This window comes from Colwellia sp. SU-HH01172, from assembly GCF_057553355.1.
Genome location: NZ_BAAJMB010000002.1, coordinates 436,586 through 451,120, shown reverse-complemented (window position 1 = coordinate 451,120; position 14,535 = coordinate 436,586). Strand labels below are relative to the sequence as shown.

General features: G+C 37.0%; 20 protein-coding genes. 9 read left to right on the top strand and 11 right to left on the bottom strand.

Features of this window, described 5'->3' with window-relative positions; genetic code table 11:
- Positions 1-134: 134 nt before the first annotated feature.
- The gene (locus AC27JP_RS09220; RefSeq protein WP_487114264.1) at positions 135-632 is read left to right on the top strand and encodes a hypothetical protein; all 498 of its coding nucleotides are present in this window, start codon (positions 135-137) and stop codon (positions 630-632) included.
- Here AC27JP_RS09220 and AC27JP_RS09215 read toward each other — a convergent pair.
- The gene (locus tag AC27JP_RS09215) at positions 629-1,033 is read right to left on the bottom strand and encodes a hypothetical protein (RefSeq protein ID WP_487114262.1); all 405 of its coding nucleotides are present in this window, start codon (positions 1,031-1,033) and stop codon (positions 629-631) included. The two genes, AC27JP_RS09220 and AC27JP_RS09215, sit on opposite strands and share 4 nt — an antisense overlap.
- Positions 1,034-1,235: 202 nt before the next feature.
- Between AC27JP_RS09215 and AC27JP_RS09210 the strand changes: the two genes are divergently transcribed.
- The 4 genes from AC27JP_RS09210 to AC27JP_RS09195 all read left to right on the top strand — a co-directional run bounded on the left by AC27JP_RS09210 (position 1,236) and on the right by AC27JP_RS09195 (position 3,761).
- Positions 1,236-1,358: a hypothetical protein gene (locus AC27JP_RS09210; protein ID WP_487114260.1), complete on the top strand. Its 123-nt coding sequence runs from the start codon at positions 1,236-1,238 to the stop codon at positions 1,356-1,358.
- 142 nt (positions 1,359-1,500) lie between these two features.
- The gene (locus AC27JP_RS09205; RefSeq protein WP_487114259.1) at positions 1,501-1,659 is read left to right on the top strand and encodes a hypothetical protein; all 159 of its coding nucleotides are present in this window, start codon (positions 1,501-1,503) and stop codon (positions 1,657-1,659) included.
- 503 nt (positions 1,660-2,162) lie between these two features.
- A complete protein-coding gene (locus AC27JP_RS09200; RefSeq protein ID WP_487114257.1) occupies positions 2,163-2,732 on the top strand; it encodes an SOS response-associated peptidase in 570 nt (189 codons plus the stop codon).
- Positions 2,733-3,203: 471 nt separating this feature from the next.
- Positions 3,204-3,761, top strand: a complete 558-nt coding sequence (locus tag AC27JP_RS09195) for a hypothetical protein (RefSeq protein ID WP_487114255.1) — start codon at positions 3,204-3,206, stop codon at positions 3,759-3,761.
- On the opposite strand, the gene AC27JP_RS09190 is transcribed toward AC27JP_RS09195, so the two are convergent.
- Positions 3,758-4,006: an ogr/Delta-like zinc finger family protein gene (locus AC27JP_RS09190; protein ID WP_487114253.1), complete on the bottom strand. Its 249-nt coding sequence runs from the start codon at positions 4,004-4,006 to the stop codon at positions 3,758-3,760. The two genes, AC27JP_RS09195 and AC27JP_RS09190, sit on opposite strands and share 4 nt — an antisense overlap.
- Positions 4,007-4,327: 321 nt before the next feature.
- Here AC27JP_RS09190 and AC27JP_RS09185 point away from each other — a divergent pair, with 321 nt between their 5' ends.
- On the top strand, positions 4,328-4,603 hold the full coding sequence (locus tag AC27JP_RS09185; RefSeq protein ID WP_487114251.1) for a hypothetical protein: 276 nt from the start codon (positions 4,328-4,330) through the stop codon (positions 4,601-4,603).
- Positions 4,604-4,630: 27 nt separating this feature from the next.
- Here AC27JP_RS09185 and AC27JP_RS09180 read toward each other — a convergent pair whose 3' ends face one another.
- From AC27JP_RS09180 to AC27JP_RS09140, 9 genes are read right to left on the bottom strand one after another with little or no spacing between them, the layout of a single operon-like run.
- Positions 4,631-5,128: a hypothetical protein gene (locus AC27JP_RS09180; protein WP_487114249.1), complete on the bottom strand. Its 498-nt coding sequence runs from the start codon at positions 5,126-5,128 to the stop codon at positions 4,631-4,633.
- A gap of 9 nt (positions 5,129-5,137) precedes the next feature.
- The gene (locus AC27JP_RS09175; protein WP_487114247.1) at positions 5,138-5,503 is read right to left on the bottom strand and encodes a hypothetical protein; all 366 of its coding nucleotides are present in this window, start codon (positions 5,501-5,503) and stop codon (positions 5,138-5,140) included.
- Positions 5,504-5,516: 13 nt separating this feature from the next.
- On the bottom strand, positions 5,517-5,840 hold the full coding sequence (locus AC27JP_RS09170; protein WP_487114245.1) for a hypothetical protein: 324 nt from the start codon (positions 5,838-5,840) through the stop codon (positions 5,517-5,519).
- A 1-nt stretch (position 5,841) separates the two neighbouring features.
- The gene (locus tag AC27JP_RS09165) at positions 5,842-7,518 is read right to left on the bottom strand and encodes a hypothetical protein (protein ID WP_487114243.1); all 1,677 of its coding nucleotides are present in this window, start codon (positions 7,516-7,518) and stop codon (positions 5,842-5,844) included.
- Positions 7,518-7,874 carry a hypothetical protein gene (locus tag AC27JP_RS09160; protein WP_487114241.1) on the bottom strand — a complete coding sequence of 119 codons (357 nt, stop codon included), beginning with the start codon at positions 7,872-7,874 and terminating at the stop codon, positions 7,518-7,520. The genes AC27JP_RS09165 and AC27JP_RS09160 overlap by 1 nt, the downstream gene beginning before the upstream one ends.
- A complete protein-coding gene (locus tag AC27JP_RS09155; protein WP_487114239.1) occupies positions 7,867-8,145 on the bottom strand; it encodes a hypothetical protein in 279 nt (92 codons plus the stop codon). The genes AC27JP_RS09160 and AC27JP_RS09155 overlap by 8 nt, the downstream gene beginning before the upstream one ends.
- Before the next feature lie 24 nt (positions 8,146-8,169).
- Positions 8,170-8,508 (bottom strand): phage holin family protein, encoded by a 339-nt coding sequence (locus AC27JP_RS09150; RefSeq protein WP_487114237.1) that lies wholly within the window; start codon positions 8,506-8,508, stop codon positions 8,170-8,172.
- A 9-nt stretch (positions 8,509-8,517) separates the two neighbouring features.
- Complete coding sequence (locus AC27JP_RS09145; protein WP_487114235.1) at positions 8,518-9,591, bottom strand: phage portal protein; 1,074 nt, start codon at positions 9,589-9,591, stop codon at positions 8,518-8,520.
- Positions 9,591-11,375, bottom strand: a complete 1,785-nt coding sequence (locus AC27JP_RS09140) for a terminase large subunit domain-containing protein (protein ID WP_487114233.1) — start codon at positions 11,373-11,375, stop codon at positions 9,591-9,593. The genes AC27JP_RS09145 and AC27JP_RS09140 overlap by 1 nt, the downstream gene beginning before the upstream one ends.
- Positions 11,376-11,575: 200 nt before the next feature.
- Between AC27JP_RS09140 and AC27JP_RS09135 the strand changes: the two genes are divergently transcribed.
- The 3 genes from AC27JP_RS09135 (at position 11,576) to gpM (ending at position 14,447) form a co-directional block, all read left to right on the top strand.
- Entirely contained in the window at positions 11,576-12,508 is a 933-nt protein-coding gene (locus tag AC27JP_RS09135) for a GPO family capsid scaffolding protein (protein WP_487114231.1), read from the top strand.
- A gap of 45 nt (positions 12,509-12,553) precedes the next feature.
- The gene (locus AC27JP_RS09130; RefSeq protein ID WP_487114229.1) at positions 12,554-13,594 is read left to right on the top strand and encodes a phage major capsid protein, P2 family; all 1,041 of its coding nucleotides are present in this window, start codon (positions 12,554-12,556) and stop codon (positions 13,592-13,594) included.
- 91 nt (positions 13,595-13,685) lie between these two features.
- Positions 13,686-14,447 carry a phage terminase small subunit gene (gpM, locus tag AC27JP_RS09125; protein ID WP_487114227.1) on the top strand — a complete coding sequence of 254 codons (762 nt, stop codon included), beginning with the start codon at positions 13,686-13,688 and terminating at the stop codon, positions 14,445-14,447.
- Positions 14,448-14,535: the final 88 nt, after the last annotated feature.

Sequence of the window (14,535 nt, the reverse complement as noted above, 5' to 3'; positions counted from 1 at the left end):
CATGTGTATACATTATATTTAGAGAACTCTGAATTAGTCAAAACACTAAACGTGTAAATTTGCTGTTGTTGCAATAAGCATAGTCATATTTTTGCACTAAACTTAGAGAACAGTATCTTTATGGATGTAAGATTATGTTTGCCAAGCTAATTGCTGGTTTGCTACAAGATTATTGGATAAGCAGATCCTATATTTATGCAAAGTTTATATATTACAGTGAAGCAACTATAGGGATTATCATAGGCCTAAATTTTTACAATATGCTCCACACTTGGAAATTTTTTCCAGCATATTTTCTTTATACTACATGGAATATATTGCAATTTACTGAGTGGGAAAGAAAAAAATCTATAAAAGAAAATAATTATTGGTTTCCTAAGGATTCTGACTTTTTTTACGCTTACCTATATGTCCTTGGTTTACTAATTTGGGGGTATTTTTTATTCCATTTTTTTTTAGCATCTTTTGAAATATCTGTAGATCCAACGCAATTTTCATCTGTTGAAAGTTCAATGCGAACAGAGATCGGAGGAATTCTTTGCTTTGTATTTAGTATTGGTATATTTACTTTATGTTTTTATGCATTAAAAAAATTGTTTAAAGGGGAGTGGCCAAGTAATCAAATTCTTTAATTCATATCAATGACAACGGAGTCTAAAATACGTGGTTTATCATATTCAAGAACGCAATATAAACCATTGTTCAATATACAACCTTGCAATAAGCAACTTTTAGGCAAATCTATAAAACTAAAGTTAAGTTTAGAGTACGCTGTTATCGATTTTATTTTGCAAGAAATTGCCTGATTAGATAATTTTGCCTCTTCTCGCTCAATAAAACCTAGAAATTTAATCATAACGACTTCACCGTCTTTTAGCAGTACCGGTAATTTGTCAGAACTGCCGGTGTGCACGGTGGAGTATTTATAATTTAATCGGTAACGTAAAAACATGGGCTGTATATTAACACAGTGGTTTGGTGTGGTAAATTTATCAGGCTTGCTGTATTTGTTAGTATATTGAATGATTCTCAAATCTAGTCTTGAAAATAATAGTACAAAGCCCTCAATCATGCACTGGGAGGGTAGCATGAAAATAAATTTATGATAACAAAATAGGTGTTTTTGTGTTGTTTATTCTGTTGTTTTAAGTATGTTCGCGTGTATTGTTAGTTGAATTTAACTTAGATTGAATTTTAATTGTTAAGTGTATATTTATTAAGGATGTTGTTATAAAGTGTTTAAAGTTAAATTGCCAAATACCACTCATTTTGAGTTGATTTTGTTTGATGTTTTACGGATTTATCATAACGAGTTGTGTGAACAAGGTGAAATGCTAAGTGTTGGAGATCTGGAATAGGTGTTGACGGTTGTTTTTAGGTATGTAATTCTTGCGCTACGTTTTGATAAAAAACGTATTAAAGAGTGCAAAAGAAAGGTCTTAAATTGTTGGCGCAACCAGACCTGACTTTTGCGAGTTATCAACCAAAAGAGGTTAATCCATGAATAGTACAACACAAGCTTGTGAACACAAAGAAGATTTAGAAATTGCTCGGAATTATCTTGAAGGTGCAGATATGCTGCTTTGCTACAACGGTGAGCATGACGCCATTCGTTGTTTGGTACAATCGGCGAGTAGCATTATTGCGCAACAAGATTAAGAAACGACTATTTTGCAGTAGTAGGCATATCTACTCTACCTACCTTTGATGAAATAACTTGGTTTTTTTCATCAAAGGCTCTGCTAATGATGATAAACCACCACCAAACGGGCCCGTATTTGGTTTCTGGCTTTTTTCAATTATTACTTCTATTATTTTTAAGGTGTGTATTACCTTTTATAATATTAATTAATGTTAATAAGCAAAATACTGACCGATAATGTAAGTAATGTCAGTGCTGTAACGAATTGAGTTACATGGAGTAACTCAACTCGTTTCAGGTTTATTGCCTTGAAGAATATTTTAAGTACAATCTTATATAAATAATCCATATTACTTTCCTTATTGTTAGTTAATGATAAAGACAATTTATGCTGCCTTAATTTAAGGTTAGTTGGAGTTTTTTGAAACTGACGCATTTAAACTTGTTTAGTAATGAAGCGAAGTGTTACTTGCATGAAAGTGTTATTAAGATATGTGCTGTATTGCTAGGAGCAAGATAAGTGTGCGGTAGACTAAATGTTATTGATGACCCTCTGATTAAAATAGTTAGTGAGGTATTTGGGTTTAAGTTTAGTGTTAAAACTAACACCGATTTATGTCCTTCTCAGCCTGTTGCAACAGTAACTGGCATTGAAAATAAATTCAGGCAAGTTAATGCTAATTGGGGGATTCAACCAAATTGGTCTAGTCGATTATTGATTAATGGCAAATCAGAAACTGTTAGTGAAAAATCAACATTTAAAACCGCCTTCGCACATAGTCGTTGCTTGGTACCTTGCTCTGGTTGGTATGAATGGAGATCCGAACAAGGTAAGAAAGTTAAATACTTATTTAGTCATCAAAAAGAGCAACCATTTTATATGGCTGGCTTATTATACAATCCTGAATCACCACAATTAGTTACTTTAACTACAGCACCTAATAAGTGTTGTGGTGAAATACATCATCGTATGCCTGTTTTGATAGAGCCAGGTAATATTGAGCGTTGGTTTAATTCTAGTGTTGCCGAACTCAACCCATTAATGAAGGCTGTGAATGATGAATCGATCACAGTACAAGCTTGTAATTAACAACCTTTTGGCAAATCCGTAAAACTAAAATTTAGCTTTAAATAAGCAACAATAGACTTGATTTTACAAGGTATGGCACGACTCGAAATTTGGCCTTTCCACGTTCAATAAAAACGATAAACTGTACCATTGCAACTTCACCATCTTTTAGTAGAACCGGTAGCTTATCAAAAGAGCCTGTATTCACGGTGGCAAGTTTGTAATTGAGTTTGCAGCGTAAAAACATAGCTGTATATAAAATATTCGGTGTCTTATTTCCAATAAAATGAATATATTAAGCAAAGTGCTAACAGGTAGGTGAATAAGAGAATTCAAACAAGGAACACGTAAAGTTCAGTTTGATATATGGCGTAAATTCTTGGTGATCACTGGCCGAGCACCACAAGAAATAACTAAGGTTATATGTTTTACAGGAACTTAATTACTATTAACTAAAGCAGTGTAATAAATTAAAACAGAGTGAAAGGATACATGAAAAAATCAGAAGCCATTTTATTAGTTATAGGGGTTTATATCGGGTATGTAATTGCTATTACACAAGTATCAAATGGAACTACAGTAGAGTTAGTATCAATAAGTGTAGCGTTTATGGCTATTTGCTTAACGGCATACACCATATACATGTCTAAAAAGCACAATCGGTTATCAGTAAAACCTGCGCTTTCTAATTTATATAGTTGGGAAGAAAATCTTTTAAAATACACATTACATAATAAAGGATTGGGACCCGCAAAAATAAAATCATACAAAATGTTATTTGATGGGAAAGAAGTCAAAAGGGACGAACTTGTAAAAAAGATTCAAGGTTTTTTTATGGGGTGTGGTTCAGCTAATATAACGATTTCAACATTGTTGGTTGATGAATACTTATCAATTGGTGATGAACTTTTAGTATTAAAAATGGATTTTAAACAAAAAACTGACACCCAAATATTAAGGGATTTTCAATCAAAATTTAAACTTAGTATTGCTTATGAGTCGTTGTATGGAGATAAAGAAATTTATTCATCTAAAGTAGAAGAAGCTTAACAATCGTTTAAGAGGTTTAATTGCTGTTGTCTTGGTAAGTTCTTTATCAATTGGGCAGCAATTTGTGCGGTAGTTGCAAGTGGCGGGTTAAGGTAGTGATCAAACCCTTGAGTGATTCTAAATGTGGCTCCACATTCTTTCGTGTTATTACATGAACAATATAAATGAACTGCGTGCGAACTTATTTCCTCACGTGAAGTTATAGTTGATTTACTTAAACAATTCGGACAAGTAACGCGAGCCATTCAATTCACCTGGTAGTTCAATTAGCTGTAATTATATACAGCCCCAAATATATCTCAATAAATATCTGTACACATCGAAGAGATAGAAAAAATCACTCCTCTTCGCCTCCCGCTTTCGTAAAAAAAATTGATGTTTTTGACATTGGTTGTGACATAGCAATTATTAAAAGCTGCGCTTTTTCTGATAGTTAGAGGATCCGTTCGATGATCGCAATGTCAAAGTTGTGACAATAAATGTCAATAAACGATCACTAAACATTGCCAAAACAGCCCAAAAGCAGTAAATTCAACCCTAGTTATCACCTAGGAGATAATAATTTTATGAATTATCTAATTCAAGGACAAGAATGTCGTGAAAAAATAGGCATAATAATTAAGCACGCGAGGCTTGAAAGTGAAAATATGATCGCTGCAATTGTTGACCACTACTGCTTTAACATGACTAAAACTGAAGCGGCATTAGTGAATGACGTTAAGTTGCCAAACCTTAGCAGAGACATTAAAAAAGTGAACGTAGTAGCGGGTGACATAGAGCGTGTTAAGGAATTAGATTGGCCTGATTATCAAGAATTGAAAGCCAATAAAAAAGCCGCATAAACTGCGGCTTTTAGAAAACTTACAAAGTTACTTTTTAACTGGCCTAGAGGCAAACCACCAAGATACAGCCATTATTGTTAAAAATAATAATTGTTGAATGCTATCACCATAAAGTTTAGTAAGTTCTTCTTGTGGCACCGAATCCAAGCCATTCACCAATTCATGAATGTTAGATAACAAAACAAAGCTAAATACCAGCAACACTATTGTTAATAATGGTCGCATTAATCCACGAATTGCATCAACGAACATTATGCCTGTATTTACTGCACCATTTTTAAGGCTTTCTTGGAATGATTGCGCATCAGTGTTATCAACTTGTATTTGACCTTCTAACTTTAAAGTTTCACGGTTACTATCATCTTGCTGTGATTTTTGTTCAGCTTTAAAAACAGCCATTTTTAATTGATGTTCGTTGTCGATAATCTTATTTTTACGCTCTTCAATTTTATTTAGCCAATTGCCAAATGTGCCAACAATAGCGCCTAGGCCACCGGTAGAAAATAACGTTAAAATATCATCCATGGTCATTCCTTAGTTACTCGTTGACTTAATGTTTTCAGCTTCATACGTGCCATGGCCGTTGTAGTCTTCGGAATTTGGCAAAGCTGCATATTCAACGCATTCATCACCTTCCCATAAAGCATAATGTGTAATGCTCTCACCAGCAGGAATATTAAATTTCGGTGTAACCGTTGCATTGCGAACACCATTTACAGCTGCACCTAAAGTAATAGGCTGGTCTGAATAGGGTGTTTTGCCATCGTCTATTTCTTGCTGAGTTAGTGCTCGAATAGTATTGGCCGAACCATCAGCACCAGGTGAACCTGTGTGAATTGATGCCTTGCTAAAATTAATGGCGTTTGCGCGTTTGTTTTTTGCAAATACTGTTGCTGTCATAATAATTACTCGCTTAGTTTTTAGTTGCTTTAAATCGTATGTCTTTTTGAAAAGCCGTACCTACACCGTGTTCACTGTCTGTAATGGTCAGTTCGTGGTAATACGTACCGGCTAAATTTTCGCTTTCGTCTTTACTAATGCTGATCGCTAGGTTTGAACCTTCGGCCACAATGCCGCTATTTAATGTTTTGCTTATTAATATTTGCCTTTTGTTAAAGCTGTATAATTTGTAATTAGCTTCAGTTAGTTTTGTTGCATCAATAACAACGCCTTGCCTTGTCAAAGGTACAATTATTTTTTGGTCATTTTTTTGCAGTAAAGAGCCGTCAGAACCCATGCTAAAATTTTCCTTCAATGATTAATGTGTTGTCCAAATTGCAAGGTATTTGCAGTAAATAAAGTTTCCCTTCAATGGTGATGCTACGAACCAAAGGAATAGTGAAATTGCTATAAGCAAATAATTCAATAGTGTTGCTGTGGCTACTGTTAAGTTGACCAAAGGCAGCTTTAACACCAAGCATTGTTGTTAAATTGGAGTTTTCAGTTTCAATGGTGTTAGATACGGATTTAGAGCCAACAACACTGTGTTGAGTGTTGTTACTAATCTCAATTCGGCCAGTTTTTCTGATTAAGCTATTGGCAATACCACTAACAGTAAATGTTGTCGTGTGAACTAAAGATATGAAACTAGAACTCGCCTTAAATCCGTTTATTTCGCTAAACGAATTTTGACTAATACTGATATTGCCATTTGCTGATTTACTACCGGCTAAACTAAAAGTTGAATTGTTGCTTATAGATAAAATTGCCGACTTGCGAATAATGTTGTCGGCAATACCTGAAATGGTATAGGTTGTAGTATTGGACAAATTTAAATACGCATAAACATGTTTAATACCTGTAACATTGACTTGATTCGATGTTAATAAGCTCAATGGTTGAGATACTGATTTAGCACCATCTAAATTTATAGCGTTGTTGGTAGCAATTAAAATATTTTCGAATAATGATTTTTGACTAGCGAGCTCTAGTTGATGTTCAGCTATTACAGACAATTCATGAACACTATTTTTTATACCTTTTAGCGTAATAATGTTCTCATGATTTAATGATAAAGATTGACTGATATTTTTACTTATTTGACCTAAAATCGCTCCAATATTGCGACCATTTATACCCGCACCAAAAAGCCCTGATGATTGCTTTAAATTCAAGTCTTTTACAATACCGTCGGGATCGACTAAGTCATCGGTAATATTTCGATTATCAAAACCTAGCGTGATACTGTTCGCTGATGCCGATGCATCTGAACTTGCATTGCGATCTGACTCAAACACTTGCATTGACGAAGATGGTGTAGGAAAACCATCACCACCATTTGGAAACGCTAAACAGTTGGTGTAAATCTCCTTTCGTTCTTGAGTTAAAGTGGAGCCACCACGGTCAAATGCTCTTATTGTTCCACCAACTGCTGTTACTCGGTTTATGGTTCTGGTTAAGCCATCACCACCACCTGACCAATCTAAACACATTGCGCCAGTAGCGTTGTATAATATGTTGTTATCTAATGTTGCCTCACGCCCTTGGCCGTTAACACACTCTATCGTGTCACCAGAAACCGAGTCTAACCTACAATTTTTTATCGTAAAATGACTACCCGATAACAAAACACAACGACTACTGCCTTTTTGGTTGACATAAAGGCCATTAATTTCAACGTAATTTGTTGATGAATTACCACGAATTGCGCCAAGACTGTTGATTGTTTCTATCGTAGCACCTTCGCCTTTACCGTTGGTTTCATCTCCTTCAAAAGCTCGAACAACTAAATAATGGGTGGGGTTTGTTAATATAGTGGGAATAGTGAAACGAGCATGAATTTGGTCGTTTCTTGCTTCAATAACATAATCACCTGACGTGCCCGTAGTATCTGATGGTGTGGCGGCAACCGCAGCTGAAAGAGTACTGTAATCATCACCATGCTGTAGACCGGCAACAACAATTGTCCCGTCCATTATGTTAGCCTCATGTATTTTTCAAACTCAGAGAATGTGAGCTCTATTTGCCCTGTATTTCTTAACGTCCAATAATCTTCGCTATCAAATTCAGGCTCGATAAAGGTATACTTATTTATGTAAGTATCTGATGGCGTTAAGTGAATAACATCTTGTAAATATGATAATTCCTCTCTGGTTTTATCGGTAACAATGACCAGTGAAAACGGATATTTCCAACCCTCACTTGTTCCATGAAAGGCGATATATGCTTGCATGGTTTCATTGTGCGTAAAGGGGTGTCCTGCATCCAACACCGACACAAGGGTTGTTTTAATAGCGCTTGGGGCTAAATTTGCAAAATGTAGATTAACCATGTTTACTCTTTATCACCCTTAGTCCATCTTTCATTTGGCTATACTGGGTAAAATCAAAACCAGCCAAGTTAAAAAATTCAGTAAATGCTAAATAATCGTTGCGGGAAAAGTCGGCATCAGCTTTAGTTAATAAACCTTCAATATGGGGAACACCATCAGCAATGGTGATATATGCGCTAGCGTCATATGGTTGACCAAATTCAGGTGCACGAATGGCGCGAACTTGTTTAAGTTCAAATATCCATTTACCTATTTGTATATAGCGTTCCATATTCACCCTTTTAACGTTTAATAGTTACCGTTTGAGTTTTAGTAGCATTAAAATGGCACTTTTAGGATTTTGTGATAATTGCTGCACAAGCCGATTAATGCCATCCAATATATGCGGCGCAGTGTAAGCGCAAATAGCAACAAAACCTGTTGTAAGGTCTTCATCTATGTTTTGCCATTTGCACAAAGCTGTAGCGATATAAGCCGCTAATACCGCAACCAAAACCCCCATTAAATGATGAAAAAAAGCGTATTCTTTGCCACTCATATACATGTGCACAGTTGCGGCGATGAATGAAATCATAAATAACTTCCCCCATTGCTTAATAAAATCCAGTAAATCGACAGCATCAAACCAATTCATTAAATATCCTTATTTATCATCTTCGGTGGCTAATTCAGGGTGTAAATCTGAATAGGTAGGAATTTCAAAATCTAGGTGAAAGTGTTCAGGTAAATAGTCATTTAACTGCGACACTTCTTGCTGAAGCGGTACCACTTCATTGTTGTAGTAGCTTCGTGTGATTTTATCTAAATCACCAAAGCCCGGGCTATCACCAGACGACTGACCGCTTAATGCCTCACTTGCTCGGTGCATACTTAACATATCGTTTAGAGTTATTTTCTTAATACGCTCAAATTCGTCTTTGGTAGATATGTCGCCCACAGGTGTTATTTTGATCGCTTTTTCGGCGTCAGCTTTTGGTACTTTAGTATTGATAAATAGACTTCTAAAATTACCAACACCCTTGCTTTGAGAAATCGCATTTTTAAGCGCTTCTTCGTCTTTAGGTGTTAAATTTGGATCAGCCATAGAAAACACAAACCCCATGTGCGCGCCGTTCTTGAAATAACGACGCCTAAATAGCGTTGCATCTTCATTTAGTAAGGCTGACTGAATACCACCGTAGTATTGCGGTATGGCGTAAATACCTTGGCGCGGATCGTATTCTTTTATTTGAATCACTTCACCTGGTTGGAACTTAATAACTTTACCGTTGCTTTGCAGTTGCGCATAAACGTTATGTTCTTTCGTATAACGCATATTTAATGCTGGTAAATGCTTAAGCTTAATAATTTGCTTAAACGGGTTTCTGATCACCTGAAAGTAACCCATACCCGACCACAAATAGTCAAAAGCGAACTTACTAAAGTTGTTTCTATTTAAAATGGCATTAGGTTTGAACCACTTTAAAATCATATTGCGCTTGAAATATAAAATGGGGCCATGCTGGGCATTTACTGTGAGTAACTTTAATAACCCGCTTAGTGATACAGGAGGCGCATAAACGCCGTTAATATCAGCATAAACCCCAACATAATCAGTCAATCGGTTGTCTAAACACGGCTCAGGATCACCAAAGCTAAATGTTGATATCGCCGACTGATTGCTTAAACTTTCCGAGCTGCTTGTTTTCTTTCGATTTTTGTATTGTTTTTTTCGCATTACGCGGCGATTCCTATTGATGTTCGTGTACTGTCTATACCACCAGAAAGCGGTTCATAAATTAGTCCATGCATAATTGCCCAAGCTATATCGGCATGACCGTTAGCCGCAGTTCTATTGGTTGCATAAGTAATATTGTCATTAACCACCTTTTTACGGATATTGATAAAACTACTGGCTATACCGACTGACTGCTCGTCAAATTCCAAGCGTTTGTTATGAATAATATTGATAGCTTTTTGAACCAAACGGTTTTTTAAAATTGGGTTGTAATGAAGGGCCATTGCCATAGGGAAAAACTTTTGAATTAACTCAAATACGCCAAGACCTATACCAGTTGTATCAACACCGATATGAACCACATAATATTTTTTTGTTAGTTCTTCTATTTCATTTGCCATGCTTTCAAAGTCATTACCTGTTAGATTCAGTGTTTCAATTATTCTGAACTTCTCAGATGCATTAGCGGGTAGAGTCATTACGACCACGGCAGCATTATCTCGGGTTCTTGCAGGGTCAAAGCCAATAACTACCGGCTTCATGGCGTATGGCCTTTCCCATGTAAGGTCTACATCTTTCCATTTGCGTGAATCACAAACACAGGCCATCACTTGTCGTAAACTAAAGGCTGAGTGTGCATCATCGATAAACTTACCCATAAACAAGTTGTCGAACTCGTCTTTTGAATATTCATTTTCGAGCAGTTCAATATCAATGCGGTCAAACCCTTGATTAACCACATCATGCACATTTAACCTCTGTCGCCAAATACCATCAGCGCATGCCACCCCATTTTTTAAGTGTTTGTGACTGGTATCAATTTCAAACTCGGGGTCATTACAGGCTTTAGTTTTTCTATACCATCGACCATTCCATAAGTCGTAAGCTTCATGGCTCGTCACAGAAGGGGTGCTAAAGTACGTAATGCGAAAATCTTTATGCGTTGCCATTGCTTGTGCAAGTGAGCGTAACTCTTTAAATTTTGGTATCCAAAACACCTCATCAATATATAAATCACCACTGGCTGACTGTGCTGTTCGCGCATTGGTTGATTTGAAATAAAGCGTAGTGGTTTTGCCGTTATTGTTAAGCGTAAGCGGTGAGCCACTTAATTCGATGCCAAAGTATTCACGGCAAAGGGAAATAATATTGGCTTTGAATATTTCTGCTTGATCGCGTGAAGCGGAAATGAATATTTTATTACGGCCATTAACAATCGCGTCATAAAAAGCTTCAAAGGCAAAATAGAAAGTCGCACCGATTTGGCGAGGTTTTAATATAAAACGGCTGCGGTGGTCTTGGTTGTCAAACCAAAATAACTGGTGCGGATAAAGTAATTCTTGTTTTAATTCATCAAGCATTTCCTTGGTAATGCTTGAAATATCATTCTTAAGTTTCTTTTTACGTTTTTTCTTAGAAGGCCGCTCACTATCTTCATTATCAGTGTTTCGTTGCGCAGCTGTGCCATATTTCTTGGTAAGTCCAGCACTGGGTAAACGAGACTGATTTAGTGCACATTGCTGTTTAGTTAAAAAATCTAACTCTTTATAGTCAGCATCGGTTTTTTCTTCACGATCAGTAAGTAAAACAATTCTTCGTGCTATAGCTGTTTCTGCATTTAAGGAAGGGCAAAGGTCATTCCAAGCACCATCATCAGCCCAACGTCGCAAAGTACGTGCGCTAGGCATGTTTGGCATTTCTGAAATTTCATCAAACGTATACGCACCAAATACATAGTGATCACGCGCTTGTTTAATTGTGCTTGGGTCATACCTAAGTTTCATTAACGAATAAAACAACCATGTATTGAATGAATACGGTCAGTTTATAGCGCTAAATTGCTTAATTCTTTAATCAAAACTCCAGAGAATTCCTAAAACAAAAAAATAGGAATTTCAAAAAGTTAAACCGTTGGAAAGGGGCGAAAACTCGGTGCAAACTGCGAATATAAATTAACACACAAATTTGATTCAAGGTTATTTAAATGCCAGGTAGTTTACGCACAACACCACAACATATTGCATCAGTTGGATTGACCGTCGATGGTCGAGAAATAACGGAGCAAGACGTTGACGATATTGTCGAAACTTACAATCGAGAATTATATGGCGCAAGGATAAACCTTGACCACTATGGTAATTGGGGCGCATGGGCTGCTGATTCACAAGGTATTGATTTAAACGGCTGTATGCTTGGTGATGTCATGAGTGTCGCCAAAGGTAAGGCTAAAGATGGAACAGTAGTGTTAACCGCTATTTTATGTCCAAATGAATCGCTACTTAAGCTTAATCAAGCAGACCAAGCAGTTTATTACAGTATTGAAATAGCCCGAAATTTTATGGACACAGGTAAAACCTATCTAACCGGCTTAGCCATGACAGATTACCCCGCATCGACTCGAACAACCCGCGCAAAATTCGGTAAACAATCCCCTACAACAGAAGGTGCTATTGAACGTTCAGTGTTATCTATTGAGCCAGAATTAAACCAAGAGCCTGAATCCAAATTTAAAAGTTTTATTAAAAACATTTTTCACAATGAAAAGGACGACGAAATGAAGCCAGAACAATTCAATCAGTTACAAACCGCGTTAACTGAGCCATTAACACAAATCGCAACTGGCTTTACCGCTATGCAAGCGTCAATGCAAAACATTGAAGCAAAGTTTAGTAAAGAAGCGCCTGTAGCTACAGATGATGATCAGACGAACGATAGTGATTCGGAATTTTCATTAAATGAAAACGAAGATTTCAAAAGCATGCAGTCGCAACTTTCAACGTTAGGTGAACAAGTTGGAAAATTAGCAACCGACTTTTCCAAGGCACTTGGCACACCAGGTGATAACACAACGGAAACTGACGATAACAACGTTGACGCGGCCCAATTCACAAGTAAGTCAGGCCAACCGCTTTTATAAGTGAGTTTGTAAAAACTTTCTATTAATTAACTATTTGGAAAAGAAATGAAACTCAATACAACTAAAGTATTTTCAGCGGTATTAGCTGGTTTAGCGACTAATTATGGTGTTGCGTCAATGTCCGAGCAATTTTCGGTTGAACCAACTGTCGAGCAAGCCCTTTACGATGCTGTGTATGAATCTGCTGAATTCTTGCAGATGATCAACACCGCTATGGTTGACGATATTGTTGGTCAATCTGTAATTATGAGTGTAAACGGTTCCGTAACGGGCCGAACGGGTGTTGAAACTGACGATAGCAAAGAGCGACAAACCAAAGACGTATCAGGTTTAAAACAACGCGAATATCGTTGTTATCCCGTTGAATGTGATGTGCATTTAACGTGGCAAAAAATGGATCAATGGTCGAAGTTCAAAGACTTTCACAATCGCTACCGCAATCACGTAAAACAAGCAATTGCCTTAGATATTATTAAAATTGGTTTCAATGGTACAAGTGCAGCCGCTACGACTGATTTAGCCAATAACCCTATGCTGCAAGACGTTAACATTGGTTGGTTGCAATTGGTACGTCGTGATGCTGAAGAACGCGTTATGAAAGAAGGTGAGCAAGTACCAGGTGAAATTCGCATTGGCAATGGTGGAGACTACGAAAACCTAGATCAAGCGGTGCACGATGCACTACAAGCTATTCCCGAGCATAAACGTGTTGGCATGGTTGCCATTATCGGTGACGAACTATTAGCCAATGATAAAAACAAGCTATATGCCAAACAAGCCCATACCCCAAGTGAAAAAACAAAAATCGAACTTGAACAAGTTATTGATACGTATGGCGGCTTACGTAGTTACAAAGCACCGTTCTTTCCTTCACGCGGTATTTTAATAACCAGTTTTGACAATTTAAGCCATTACGTGCAAGCCGGTTCAACTCGCACAAGTATTGAAAACAATGCAAAGAAAAAACGTGTAGAAGATTATCAATCACGTAACGACTGCTTTTACGTTGAAGATATGGAAAAAATTACTTTCTTTGAATCTGCCAACGTGAAATTGCCTAATTCAGCCGGTGATGGCTGGGTATAACTTCCTGGTAGCGTTTAGCTATAAACGCATTCGCTACCTAGCAATTATTTGCTAGGTAGCATTTTTAAAAACTAACCGAGAACTATTTAAAATGAGTTTAGTTAAAAGAAATATCGCTAAAGCGTTAGCGGCAAAGTCGAAAAAAAGTGCTAGTGCGCCAACTGCGACTGAAAGCACTGTTAACAATTCAGCTAAAGCCGTAATTGCTACATCACAGAATAACGATGTTGCACGCGACAAAATCATGAAAGCTTTTGATATGTACCAAATCGGTATTGAAAGCGACTTAGCTCAACTTAAACAGTTTTCTGACTTAGAACAAAAGCATCAATATAAACGCGAAGCATTAGCGAATAACGGCTACTTAGAGTATATCGAAGAGTATCAAAAATGCGGCGCTAATCATCCTAATAACGTTTTAGCGTGGGTATTCGTTTGGCTTGTCGACTTACAACGTTGGGACCAGGTGCTTGAACTTTTACCATTAATGACCGAACAACAACAGCCATTACCTACCAAATTCAACACCAAACATTGGGGTACATTCGTAATCGACCAACTTTACGATGTAGGTGCTGCAACACTAGAGAAATCGCCAAAGTACAACGAACTGTTTGACATTGTTCGACCGTTTTATGTCCTGATTGAATTGTGTGAAAAAAACAAGTGGGACGTTAACGATATTGTCAAAGGCAAGCTGTATGCCATGGCCGGAAAGCTTGAGCATTTATGCTTTAACTTCGGCAATGCATTACATCATTACGTTAGTGCGACTCAAATTAACGACAAAGCCGGTGTGAAGAAAGTGGCAAAAGATTTAGCCAAACAACTAAATATTGAAATAGAAATTTAAACGTCTCTATCGCCATGCAGCCAGCGGCAACAGGCTAACGAGTTGAATCACGTTTAACCAACGTTGTCGGGGCGGCTGCACCTAATTT

Coding starts and splice junctions, on each gene's coding strand:
- AC27JP_RS09145 (WP_487114235.1), bottom strand. CDS start 9,591: ATGCGAAAAAAACAATACAAAAATCGAAAGAAAACAAGCAGCTCGGAA.
- AC27JP_RS09185 (WP_487114251.1), top strand. CDS start 4,328: ATGAATTATCTAATTCAAGGACAAGAATGTCGTGAAAAAATAGGCATA.
- AC27JP_RS09155 (WP_487114239.1), bottom strand. CDS start 8,145: ATGGAACGCTATATACAAATAGGTAAATGGATATTTGAACTTAAACAA.
- AC27JP_RS09195 (WP_487114255.1), top strand. CDS start 3,204: ATGAAAAAATCAGAAGCCATTTTATTAGTTATAGGGGTTTATATCGGG.
- AC27JP_RS09160 (WP_487114241.1), bottom strand. CDS start 7,874: ATGGTTAATCTACATTTTGCAAATTTAGCCCCAAGCGCTATTAAAACA.
- AC27JP_RS09175 (WP_487114247.1), bottom strand. CDS start 5,503: ATGACAGCAACAGTATTTGCAAAAAACAAACGCGCAAACGCCATTAAT.
- AC27JP_RS09205 (WP_487114259.1), top strand. CDS start 1,501: ATGAATAGTACAACACAAGCTTGTGAACACAAAGAAGATTTAGAAATT.
- AC27JP_RS09180 (WP_487114249.1), bottom strand. CDS start 5,128: ATGGATGATATTTTAACGTTATTTTCTACCGGTGGCCTAGGCGCTATT.
- AC27JP_RS09130 (WP_487114229.1), top strand. CDS start 12,554: ATGAAACTCAATACAACTAAAGTATTTTCAGCGGTATTAGCTGGTTTA.
- AC27JP_RS09220 (WP_487114264.1), top strand. CDS start 135: ATGTTTGCCAAGCTAATTGCTGGTTTGCTACAAGATTATTGGATAAGC.
- AC27JP_RS09190 (WP_487114253.1), bottom strand. CDS start 4,006: ATGGCTCGCGTTACTTGTCCGAATTGTTTAAGTAAATCAACTATAACT.
- gpM (WP_487114227.1), top strand. CDS start 13,686: ATGAGTTTAGTTAAAAGAAATATCGCTAAAGCGTTAGCGGCAAAGTCG.
- AC27JP_RS09140 (WP_487114233.1), bottom strand. CDS start 11,375: ATGAAACTTAGGTATGACCCAAGCACAATTAAACAAGCGCGTGATCAC.
- AC27JP_RS09165 (WP_487114243.1), bottom strand. CDS start 7,518: ATGGACGGGACAATTGTTGTTGCCGGTCTACAGCATGGTGATGATTAC.
- AC27JP_RS09150 (WP_487114237.1), bottom strand. CDS start 8,508: ATGAATTGGTTTGATGCTGTCGATTTACTGGATTTTATTAAGCAATGG.
- AC27JP_RS09170 (WP_487114245.1), bottom strand. CDS start 5,840: ATGGGTTCTGACGGCTCTTTACTGCAAAAAAATGACCAAAAAATAATT.
- AC27JP_RS09135 (WP_487114231.1), top strand. CDS start 11,576: ATGCCAGGTAGTTTACGCACAACACCACAACATATTGCATCAGTTGGA.